8 protein-coding genes are annotated in these 10917 nt (G+C 69.4%); all 8 read right to left on the bottom strand.

What is annotated here, in order from left to right; all coding sequences use genetic code 11:
• The coding region (locus ASF22_RS10410) for a Crp/Fnr family transcriptional regulator (protein ID WP_056263882.1) at nucleotides 1-579 on the bottom strand (579 nt) is incomplete at its 3' end.
• A gap of 164 nt (nucleotides 580-743) precedes the next feature.
• Nucleotides 744-1634, bottom strand: a complete 891-nt coding sequence (locus ASF22_RS10405; RefSeq protein ID WP_056263880.1) for an ABC transporter permease — start codon at nucleotides 1632-1634, stop codon at nucleotides 744-746.
• A gap of 2 nt (nucleotides 1635-1636) precedes the next feature.
• Nucleotides 1637-2584 carry an ABC transporter permease gene (locus tag ASF22_RS10400; RefSeq protein ID WP_056263878.1) on the bottom strand — a complete coding sequence of 316 codons (948 nt, stop codon included), beginning with the start codon at nucleotides 2582-2584 and terminating at the stop codon, nucleotides 1637-1639.
• 133 nt (nucleotides 2585-2717) lie between these two features.
• A complete protein-coding gene (locus ASF22_RS10395) occupies nucleotides 2718-3992 on the bottom strand; it encodes an extracellular solute-binding protein (RefSeq protein ID WP_056263877.1) in 1275 nt (424 codons plus the stop codon).
• A gap of 30 nt (nucleotides 3993-4022) precedes the next feature.
• The gene (locus ASF22_RS10390) at nucleotides 4023-5015 is read right to left on the bottom strand and encodes an ABC transporter ATP-binding protein (protein WP_056263875.1); all 993 of its coding nucleotides are present in this window, start codon (nucleotides 5013-5015) and stop codon (nucleotides 4023-4025) included.
• 78 nt (nucleotides 5016-5093) lie between these two features.
• Nucleotides 5094-6515, bottom strand: coding sequence for a dihydropyrimidinase (hydA, locus tag ASF22_RS10385; protein ID WP_056263873.1), 1422 nt, complete (start codon nucleotides 6513-6515; stop codon nucleotides 5094-5096).
• Nucleotides 6516-6519: 4 nt separating this feature from the next.
• A complete protein-coding gene (locus tag ASF22_RS10380; protein WP_056263870.1) occupies nucleotides 6520-7626 on the bottom strand; it encodes a ring-opening amidohydrolase in 1107 nt (368 codons plus the stop codon).
• Between the two features lie 533 nt (nucleotides 7627-8159).
• Nucleotides 8160-10808 (bottom strand): alanine--tRNA ligase, encoded by a 2649-nt coding sequence (gene alaS, locus ASF22_RS10375; protein ID WP_056169372.1) that lies wholly within the window; start codon nucleotides 10806-10808, stop codon nucleotides 8160-8162.
• Nucleotides 10809-10917: the final 109 nt, after the last annotated feature.

Below are 10917 nucleotides of genomic sequence, written 5' to 3'. Positions count from 1 at the left end.
CGCATCGCCGAGTTCGGTCTGGGTGATCGGCAGGGGGCAGCGGTGATCGCCGGCGAGGCCCACCGCTTCGAGCTTGAGGTACATCTCGCAGAACAGGTGCGCGATCCGGCCATAGGCCGACTTGCGACCCATGCCGGTCATCCATTCCCGAAAGATCGCCGCGTCGATCAGGGTGTCGCGCCACAGCACCGCCCCGAGGCGCGGGAAGCGCAGGGTCAGGTCGCGCAGGCTGTCGTGCGGGATGAACGCCACCGTGGCCACGGTCATGGTGCCGAGGCTGTGATCCATCACCGGCAGGTGGAGGCTCTGCAGATCGGGGGTGTCGCCGGGAATGTGGAACGAGAAGATCTGGCGGCGCCCGTCCCCCAACACCTTGTAGCGGCACAGCCAGCCTTCGAGGACCAGGCAGCATTGCGAGGGCATGTCGCCCTCCCGCACGATATCCTGTCTCGGCTCGAGGGTCCGGATTCTGACCGGCAGGTTGCGAACGGCCTCCTGCTCCTCATCCGAGAGGGTGGCGATGCTGTCGAGCTTGCGCAGCAGCATGGTCATGGGAGCGTTGTTGGAAACCGGGTGCATAGCAACTTCGCTTTGCCACATAGGCGGAAGCCCAAATCTCTCCCGGTCACCAGCCCCTATTGTAAAAACGCCGATGATGCGCGGATCGTAAGCGTCCTCCCTGCGCATGCATTATCCCAGGATAGCCCGCACGGGCTTTCCGCCCCGAACCGTTCTCGGAAGTCCTAGCCGAGGCGCAGCCCGGCCTTCGCCTTGCGCCGCTGGAGGTAAAGGCTCGTTCCGAGGGCGAGGCCGATGACGGCGAGCGACATGCCCGTGGTCAGGGTGCCGAGCGCGTAGATCTCCGGCGTGGTGACGGTGGTGGTGAGGCCCTGGAGTTCGAGCGGCAGGGTGTTGCGGCCGCCGATGGCCTGGCTGGTGCGGGCGAGTTCGTCGAAGGACAAGGTGAAGCCGAACAGGGCGACGCCGACGAGCGAGGGGCCGAGGATCGGCACCACCACGTGCCGCAGGGTCTGTGCGCCGGTGGCGCCGAGATCGCGGGCGGCCTCCTCGTAGGCCGGATCGAACCGGTTGAAGACCGCGAACATGATGAGGAGGCCGAAGGGCAGCGTCCAGGTCAGGTGCGCGCCCAGCGCCGAGGTGTAGAGCCCCATCAGGGTGCCGTGCTCCTGCAGCCAGCCCCAGCCGGTGGCGGCCGCCGCCCAGTTCACCGCATCGTCGAGGAGGCGGAATTCCAGGCCGATCCCGAGCGAGACCACGATGGAGGGCACGATCAGGCTCGCCACCGCGATGGTGAACAGCGCGCCCTCGCCGCGGAAGCGCTTGCGGAAGGCGAGGCCGGCGAAGAACGCGATGACCACGGTGAGGCCCATCACCACGAAGCCGAGGCGGAGCGAGCGCCACAGCGCCCCCCAGATGTCGACGATGCCGAGACCGGCCCAGAGCTTGCCGAACCAGTGCGTCGAGACCCCGTTCATCGGGAAGGTGAGGCCGCCCTGCGGACCCTGGAAGCTGAGGACCAGGATGGTCAGCGTCGGGCCGTACAGGAAGGCGACGAACAGGGCGAAGAACGCCGCGAGGGCATAGAAGGCGGGGGAGCGGGGTCGGTCGCTCAACGCTAGAGTTCCTTCCGCAGGTCGATCAGGCGGGTCATCGCCACGATCATCAGCATCACGGCACCGAGCAGCACCACCGCGTTGGCCGCCGCCGCCGGCAGTTGCAGGGCCGACATCTGGACCTGGATGACCTTACCGACCGAGGCGATCTGCTGGCCGCCCATGACGCCGACGGTGACGAAGTCGCCCATCACCAGGGTGATCACGAAGATCGATCCGATGGCGATGCCGGGTTTGGCCAGCGGCACCACGACGTTCCACAGGGTCTGCCAGCCGGTGGCGCCGGAATCGTAGGCCGCCTCGATCAGCGAACGGTCGATCCGCGCCATGCTGTTGAAGATCGGCACGATCATGAAGACCGTGTTGAGGTGGACGAAGGCGAGCACCACCGAGAAGTCGGAATAGAGAAGGCCCTCGATGGGGGATTTGATGAGGCCCATTCCCATCAGGGTGTCGTTGACGAGACCGTTGCGGCCGAGCAGCGGGATCCAGGAGATCATCCGGATCACGTTCGAGGTCCAGAACGGGATCGTGCAGACGAGGAACAGCGCCATCTGCATCGTCTTCGAACGCACGTGGAAGGCGACGAAATACGCCACCGTGAAGCCGATCACGAGGGTGAAGACCCAGGTGAGGGCGCAGAACTTCAGGGTCGAGAGGTAGGTCCGCACGGTTGTGCAGGCGTCCGCCGTGTTGAGGCAGCCCTCGAACACGTCGATGTAGTTCTGCACCGTGAAGGCCGGGATGATCTCGTACTCGTTGTAGGACCAGAAGCTGACGATCAGGGTCAGTGCCAGCGGCACCACGAAGAACACCAGGAACACCAGCGCCAGCGGGGCGGCCTGGAGATAGGCCAGCGCGCGGCGCCGCCGCGTCTTGGCGGTGAGGCTGGTGGTCGAGGCCGCGGCGGTCGGGGTTTTCGCGAGGGCGGGGAGGGCGATGTCGGTCATGGCTCTACTCCTGCGTACGAGAAACCCTCTCCCCTCTTGCGGGGAGAGCGGTGACCGCTCGGCCGTTCGCGCGCCGTGTCACCGACGATCGCCCGGCTCCGACACACGGGGCCGCGAACATCCGTCCTCCCGCTCACGCGGCGATGAACTCGTTCCACTTGCGGACCATGTAGGTGTTCTCGTCCATCACCGCGTTCCAGCAGGCGACGCCCCCCATGCGGGCCTCGAAGGAGCCGCCGTCGCGGGTGGCGCCGGCCTTCTCCAGCACGCCGCCGTCCGGGCCCTTGATGTCCTTCTCGGCGGCCTTGCCCTCCATCCAGTAGGCCCACTCGTAGGGCTCCATGTGGGATTTGGCCGTCTCCAGCACCGCCGAGTAGTAGCCCTGGCGGTTGAGGTAGGCGCCGGCCCAGCCGGACAGGAACCAGTTGATGAAGTCGTAGGCCGCATCCAGCTTGCGGCCCGTCAGGGTCTTGGGCAGGCCGAAGCCCGTGGCCCAGGCGCGGTAGCCCTCCTTGAGGGGCTGGTAGGTGCAGGCGACGCCCTGCGAGCGCACCTTGGTGACGGCGGGCGACCACATCGACTGGATCACCGTCTCGCCGGACGCCATCAGGTTCACTGATTCGTTGAAATCCTGCCAGAAGGCGCGGAACTGGCCGGCGCGCTTGGCCTCGATCAGCAGCTTGATGGTGCGGTCGATCTCCGCCTTCGTCATGTTGCCCTTGTCGGGGTAGGTGTAGTCGCCGGTGGCCTCGATCACCATGGCGGCATCCATGATGCCGATGGACGGGATGTTGAGGATCGAGGCCTTACCTTTGAACTCGGGGTTCAGGAGTTCCTTCCAGCTCGTGATCGGGCGCTTGATCAGGTCTGGCCGGATGCCGAGCGTGTCGGCGTTGTAGGTGGTGGGGATCAGGGTGATCCACTCGGTGGCCGAGCCGGCGAAATTCTTCGAGTTCTGTCCCTCGAGGTAGAACACCTTCTTCGGGGCGGTGCCCTGGTCGCCGATCTTCTTTCCGGCCACTTCGCCCTTGGTGAAGACCGGGGTGATGTTGTCGGCCTGCTTGATCCGGCGCGCATCCATGCCCTGGATGTTGCCCGACGGGATGAGCTTCTTCAGGCTGAAGAACTCGGTGTCGAGGAGGTCGAACGAGTTCGGCTGGGTCACCACGCGCTTCGTCACCTCGTCGGTGACGACGGGGATGTACTCGAGGGTGATGCCGAGATCTTCCTTCACCTTGCGGGCGATGTCGCCGGACTGGTTCACGGCGGTGCCGAGGTAGCGCAGGGTCACGGGCTCGGCGGCGATCACGTTGGGAAAGCCGGTGATCGGGCCGGCGCCGAGGGCCAGTCCGGTGGCCCCCGCGCCCCGCAGCAGGGTGCGGCGGCTCAGCTTGATCGTGGTCGTCATGCGGATTCCTCGTACGCAGTGAGAAACGGTTCAGGCGCTCAGGCGATGGGCGGCGGCGGCATCCCAGCCGAGGGGCACGGTCTGGCCCAGCGCGAGAGGGTGGCCGGCATAGGCGCCGTCGTCGATGACGGCCGTGAGCGCGGTCGCGCCGCTCCCGCCGAGGCCGTCGGCCTCGAAGCCCACATGCACGCTGGTGCCCTGATACTCGACGGAGACGACGCGCGCCGGCACCGCCCCGGGCCCCGCCTCCGCCCCGAGGCGCATCCGGTCCGCCCGGACGGCGACCTCCGTCGCATCGGGCAGGCGGATGATGTTGTGGCCGCCGATGAAGCGCGCGACGAAGGCGGTGGCGGGGCGCTCGAAGATCGTGCGGGGGTCGGCCGCCTGCTCGATGCGGCCGCCGTTCATCACCACCACGAGGTCGGACAGCGCCATCGCCTCCTCCTGGCTGTGGGTGACGTGGATGAAGGTGATGCCGAGTTCGGCCTGGAGCCGCTTCAATTCGGTCCGCATCCGCACCCGCAGGAACGGATCGAGGGCCGAGAGCGGCTCGTCGAGGAGCAGGACCTTGGGTCCGGTGACCAGGGCCCGGGCCAGCGCCACGCGCTGCTGCTGGCCGCCGGAGAGCTGGGCCGGCAGACGCTCGGCCAGATGCGCCATCTGCACGAGGTCGAGCATGGCGAGCGCCTTGGCCCGGCGCTCGGTCTTGCCGATGCCCCGCATCTTCAGGCTGAAGGCGACGTTGTCGCGGCAGTTGAGGTGGGGGAACAGGGCGTAGCTCTGGAACATCATCGCGGTGCCGCGCTCGGCCGGGGTGGCATCGCCCACCGCCTTCGGCCCGATGACCACGTCGCCGGAGGACACGGTCTCGTGCCCGCCGATCATCCGCAACGTGGTGGTCTTGCCGCAGCCCGAGGGGCCGAGCAGGCAGCAATAGGCGCCCGAGCGGACCTTCAGGTCGATGCCGTCCACGGCCGTGGTGTGGCCGTAGCGCTTGGTCAGGCGGATCAGCTCGACGTCCATGCGTTGTCTCCCGACCCGCATCCCAGCAAGGGGCGGGCCAGACGATACCCGATTCGCATCCGATGTCGCGGCGTCCGATCAGACCGGGGGATCGGCTTGCACAACCCGGTCGAGCACCCGTCCATGGCCGAGTGCGCCGGTCACCCGCCCGTCCTCGGCGACGATCTCACCCCGCGCGAGGGTCGCCACCGGCCAACCCGTCACCGCGAAGCCCTCCCAGGGCGTGTAATCGGCGCCGTGGTGGAGGTTGGCCTGCAGGATCGTCTCGCGCCGGTTCGGGTCCCAGAGGGTCAGGTCGGCGTCGAACCCGATGCCGATGGAGCCCTTGCGCGGGTAGAGCCCGTAGAGCTTGGCGTGATTCGTGGCGGTGAGTTCGACGAAGCGATTGAGGGAGATGCGGCCCGCCGAGACGCCCTCCGAGAACAGGATCAGCAGACGGGTCTCGATGCCCGGGATGCCGTTCGGCACCCAGCGGAACGCGCTTCTCGCGCGCGGGTTCAGCTTGCCCTGAACGTCGTCGTAGCGGAACGAGCAGTGGTCGGAGGAGACCACGTCGAACAGGCCGGTCTGGAGGCCGCGCCAGATCGCGGCCTGGTTGGAGGCCTCGCGGGGCGGCGGCGAACAGACGTATTTCGCCCCCGCCATCGGGTCGTCGGCGCCGAGGCCCTTCATGTGGTCGGCGGTGAGCGTCAGGTATTGCGGGCAGGTCTCGGCGTGGATCCTCAGGCCGCGCTCCCGGGCCCAGGCGATCTGCTCCATGGCCTCCGCGCCCGAGACGTGGACGATGACGATGGGGAGATCCACGAGTTCGGCGTGCGCGATCGCCCGGTGCGCCGCCTCGCGCTCCACCACCTGCGGCCGGGACAGGGCATGCCCGAACGGGCGGGTCTCGCCGGCCTTCTCAAGCTTCTCGGTCATGTACCGGATGGCGTCGTAGCCCTCGGCATGGACCATGACGCGGGCGCCCTCGCGCCGCGCCACGTCGAACACGTCGAGGATCTGGCGGTCGTTCAGGACCAGATCGTCGTACGTCATGAACACCTTGAACGAGGTGTAGCCCTCGGCGATCAGGGCCGGCAGCTCCTGGCCGAGCACCGCCGGCGTCGGGTCGGAGACGATGAGGTGGATGGCGACATCGATGTGGCACTGGCCCTCCGCCAGCGCCCGGTAGGCATGGGTCGCCTCGCGCAGGGAGGCGCCGCGGGGCTGGAGCGCGAACGGCATCACGCAGGTGTTGCCGCCGGCCGCCGCCGCACGGGTCGCGGAGGCGAAGTCGTCCGCCATGACGATGCCGGGGCCGGAATCCTGCGCGATGTGGACGTGGCTGTCGATGCCGCCCGGCAGCACGAGGAGCCCGGAGGCGTCGAGGGTGCGGGCCGCATCCGTGATCCGCGCGGCGATTCCCGCGATGCGCCCGTCGCGGATGCCGAGATCGGCGCGAAACGTATCGGTGGCGGTGACCAGGGTGCCGCCCCGGATGGCGAGATCGAAGTCGGGCATTGCTTCAGTCCCTCACGCGGGCGATGATCGCAACAGGGCCGCCGCCGTCGGGTCCCTGGTGCTCGGCGCCGCCGGAGACGAACAGGTCGGTGCGCCCGATGGCGGCGGCGGCGACCCCACCGACCAGGGCGCGGGCGTGCCGGGTGGCGTTGATGTCGCTGTCGTCGTTCATGATGTGACGCCGGCCGCGGATCAGGCCGTCATGCGAGGGCTCGGCTTTCGCGAGCAGGGCGACCACGCGCTCCGACTCCTCCGGCGTCAGTTGGCCGGAGCCGGGAAAGCCCAGATCCGCCAGCACGCCCTGAACTGCGAAAAAATCGATGCCGTCGCGCATGACCCGGTGGGCGATGGCGTGGTGGCCGGTCCAGCCGGGCGCGTTGCCCAGCACGATGACTTCGTTGCGCATGAGTTCGATGCCGGCCGAGGCGCTGGCGCGGCCGGAATAGAGGTCCCGTCGCGCACCGATGGCGGCGTCGGCGAGGTCCTCGTCCGCCACTTCGCCGAGGGCCAGGGCGATGCCGAGGGCGGAGGCCCCGCGCGACAGGCCCATGGAGGCGTAGGTGTCGTGGGTGGCGACGTCCCGTCCGCGCGCGGCAGCCTCCTGGATGCGGGCGCTGGTCAGGAGCGGACACTTCACCTGGACGAAATGTACGGCCTCCGGGTCGTCGAGCCCGGCCCGGGCCATGGCTTCGGCGACCGCCGCTGCCGTCGCCCGCACCTGCGCCATGCGGCCGATCTCCTCGGGCCGGAAATCGGCCGTGAAGGCGGTGCCGATGGCCAGCGCCGTCGCGCCGGGCACGGCCGGGCCGTCGCGGCGCGCCAATACGAGGAGATGGGGGGAAAGGCCGCCCTCGGTGCCGCCCGACATCACCAGGGCGACCCGCCCGCCGACGGCTTCGGGCGTACACGCCATCGCGCCGGCGAGCGCGGTCTCCAGGGCCATCACGGCGAGCTGGCGGGTGAAATCGTTGACGCAGCCGTTGCCCTCGGTCTTGCCGAAGATCGCCACGATCTCATCCGCCGCCACGGCGCCGGCGGCGATGAGGTCCATCACCCCCGAGACGTCGGCGGGGTGCCGGGTCGGCACGCGGAAGACGAGGCATTCGGGCATGGAACGTCCGGGTCAGGGCGGTGACACAGGGGCGGAGCGCGCGCGAGGTCCGGTGTTGCGGGGCCGCGCCCGCCCACGCCACACGGGACCGTTCGCCGCGCACGAACGGCCCGGGAAGCGTATCGCCGATCCTGCACAAACCGCACCACGCCCTCCAGCCGCGACGCGGTGAGGCGGGCGGGATTCCCAGGCCCGGCCGGCGCCTACGCTGAGGTCATATGCCTAATCCGCAGGCAACTTCAGGGGCGGGTCGGAGGCCCGGTGGCATCGGGGATGGCGCTTTTCCATGCCGCTGCCTCCGCAAGCCGCGAGGAATCGTCGGCCGTCGGCTCCCCCGGGTCCGTGCTGGGATGCGCCGCGCGACCGTGTGCCCACGGGGGGCCCGCCGGCATTCCCCGGCGTGCGGGGCAGATCCCGTGGACCGAGCTTGCGGCACGGTGCGCGCGATCGAAGGCCGTACGCGGTACCGCTGCGGCGTCGCACGGCGGGCTCGGCAATTCACCGAACCGGCCGACGACGCGCACACCACGATCCTATCCGGCCAGGGCCGTCCGGATCGCGTCCAGGGCCGCCGCCGCGCCCGTGCCCTCCGGTCCTCCGGCCTGGGCCATGTCGCGGCGACCGCCGCCGCCCTTGCCGCCGAGGTGGCCGGCGCCCGCCCGCACCAGCGCGACGGCGTCGAACCGTTCGGTGAGGTCGGCGGTGACGCCGACGACGAGACCGGCCTTGCCGTCGGGGGCGACGCCCACCAGGGCGACGATGCCAGAGCCGATCCGGCTCTTGCCCTCGTCGGCCAGGCTCTTGAGGTCGCGCATCTCGACGCCCTCGACCACGCGGGCCAGGAGCTTCACACCGCCGATCTCCACGATCTCGTCACCGCCCGATCCGGCCCCACCCATGGCGAGTTTTTTCCGCGCGTCGGTGAGTTCGCGTTCCAGGCGGCGGCGGTCTTCGATGAGGCTCGCCAGGCGCTCGGGTACGTCGGCGGTGGCGGATTTGAGCAGGCCGGCGATCTGCGACAGGGTGCGGCCCTCCTCGGCGCGGAAGCGCCGCGCGGAATCCGCCGTCAGGGCCTCGATGCGGCGCACCCCCGCGCCGACGGCACTCTCGGCGACGACGGAGACCTGACCAATCTCGCCGGTGCGCGCCGCATGGGTGCCGCCGCAGAGCTCCACCGAGAACGCCTTACCGCCCGCCCCAGGCAGGCCCATGGAGACGACGCGGACCTCGTCGCCGTACTTCTCGCCGAACAGGGCGCGGGCGCCGGAGGCCACGGCCTCGTCCTGCGCCATGAGCTTCGTCACCACGGGGGTGTTCTGCAGCAGCACGGCGTTGGCGATGTCCTCGACGGCGCGGATCTCGGCCTCGTCGAGGGGCTTGGGGTGGCTGAAATCGAAGCGCAGGCGCTCGGCCGAGACGAGGGAGCCCTTCTGGGCGACGTGGTCGCCGAGCACCTGGCGCAGGGCCTCGTGCAGGAGATGGGTCGCCGAGTGGTTGGCCCGGATGGCGGCGCGCCGATCGGCCTCGACGGAGAGTTCCACGGGCTGGTTCAGGGCGAGCCGGCCCTCGTCCACGGTGACGTGGTGGACGAAGAGGTCGCCGAGCTTCTTCTCGGTGGCCGTCACCCGCGCCTTCAGGCCGGCGGCCGTCAGCGTACCGGTGTCGCCGACCTGACCGCCGGATTCGGCGTAGAACGGGGTCTGGTTGACGAGGGCGAGGCCGGTCTGGCCGGCCTCCAGGGCCTCCACCTCGGCGCCGTCGCGAAGCAGAGCCGTGACGATGCCTTCGGCCGACTCCGTCTCATACCCCAGGAACTCCGTGGCGCCGGTGCGCTCCTTGAGGCCGTACCAGACGGTCTCGGTGGCGGCCTCGCCGGAGCCCGTCCAGGCGGCGCGCGCGGCCTTGCGCTGGCGCTCCATGGCGGCCCCGAACGCGTCGGTGTCGACGCCGATGCCGCGCGCCTTGAGGGCGTCCTGGGTCAGGTCGAGGGGGAAGCCGTAGGTGTCGTAGAGGGTGAAGGCCGTCTCGCCCGACAGGTTCTGGCCCTGCGCGAGGTCGCGGGTCTCGGCGTCGAGGATGGCCAGCCCCCGCTCCAGGGTGCGGCGGAACCGGGTCTCCTCCAGCCGCAGGGTCTCGCCGATGAGCGTCTCCGCGCGGGTGAGTTCGGGGTAGGCCTGACCCATCTCGCGCACCAGGGTCGGCACCAGGCGGTACATCACCGGCTCGCGGGAGCCCAGGAGTTCGAGGTGGCGCATGGCCCGGCGCATGATCCGGCGCAGGACGTAGCCCCGGCCCTCGTTGCCCGGCAGCACGCCATCGGCGACGAGGAAGGACGCGGCGCGCAGGTGGTCGGCGACGACCCGGTAGGAGGCGCGGGTGGCGGGCTCCGGCGGGCGGCCGACGGCGTGGCTCACGGCGTCGATGAGGGCGCGGAACAGGTCCGTCTCGTAGTTGCTCGTCACCCCCTGGAGGATGGCGGCCATGCGCTCCAGGCCCATGCCGGTGTCGATGGAAGGGCGTGGCAGGGCGAGGCGGTTGCCCGGCTCCACCTGCTCGTACTGCATGAACACGAGGTTCCAGAATTCGAGGAAGCGGTCGCCGTCCTCGTCGGGCGAGCCGGGCGGGCCGCCCTGCAGGCCGGGGCCCTGATCGATGAAGATCTCCGAGCACGGTCCGCACGGGCCGGTGTCGCCCATCTGCCAGAAGTTGTCCGAGGTGCCGATGCGGATGATCCGGTCGTCGGAGAATCCGGCGATCTTCTTCCACAGCGAGGCGGCCTCGTCGTCGTCGGCATAGACCGTCACCAGCAGGCGGTCCTTCGACAGGCCGAATTCCTTGGTGATCAGATCCCAAGCAAGTTCGATGGCCTGCGGCTTGAAGTAATCGCCGAAGGAAAAGTTGCCGAGCATCTCGAAGAAGGTGTGGTGCCGCGCGGTGTAGCCGACGTTGTCGAGGTCGTTGTGCTTGCCCCCCGCGCGAACGCATTTCTGCGATGTGGTGGCGCGATTGTAGGTGCGCTTCTCGACACCGGTGAAGACGTTCTTGAACTGCACCATGCCGGCGTTGGTGAACATCAGCGTCGGGTCGTTGCGCGGCACCAGCGACGAGGACGGCAGAACCTCGTGGCCCGCCTTTGCGAAGTAGTCGAGGAAGGTCGACCGGATCTCGTTGACGCCGCTCATCGCTGTAAAGACTCTGTCGGTGGGCCCTGCCGGGTCGGTGCTGACGGCCATGACGGCTAGTCCGCGCGCAGGCGTCTCATACGGAGGGTTCCGGCTCAAGTCACGGGCG

It is taken from the genome of Methylobacterium sp. Leaf87 (genome assembly GCF_001422775.1).
Classification (GTDB): domain Bacteria; phylum Pseudomonadota; class Alphaproteobacteria; order Rhizobiales; family Beijerinckiaceae; genus Methylobacterium.
This window is presented reverse-complemented; position numbering and strand designations above follow the sequence as displayed.

Bases quoted from the DNA above. Each gene is read 5' to 3' on its own strand.
- ASF22_RS10400 (WP_056263878.1), bottom strand. From the start codon at position 2,584: ATGACCGACATCGCCCTCCCCGCCCTCGCGAAAACCCCGACCGCCGCG.
- ASF22_RS10395 (WP_056263877.1), bottom strand. From the start codon at position 3,992: ATGACGACCACGATCAAGCTGAGCCGCCGCACCCTGCTGCGGGGCGCG.
- ASF22_RS10390 (WP_056263875.1), bottom strand. From the start codon at position 5,015: ATGGACGTCGAGCTGATCCGCCTGACCAAGCGCTACGGCCACACCACG.
- hydA (WP_056263873.1), bottom strand. From the start codon at position 6,515: ATGCCCGACTTCGATCTCGCCATCCGGGGCGGCACCCTGGTCACCGCC.
- ASF22_RS10380 (WP_056263870.1), bottom strand. From the start codon at position 7,626: ATGCCCGAATGCCTCGTCTTCCGCGTGCCGACCCGGCACCCCGCCGAC.
- alaS (WP_056169372.1), bottom strand. From the start codon at position 10,808: ATGAGCGGCGTCAACGAGATCCGGTCGACCTTCCTCGACTACTTCGCA.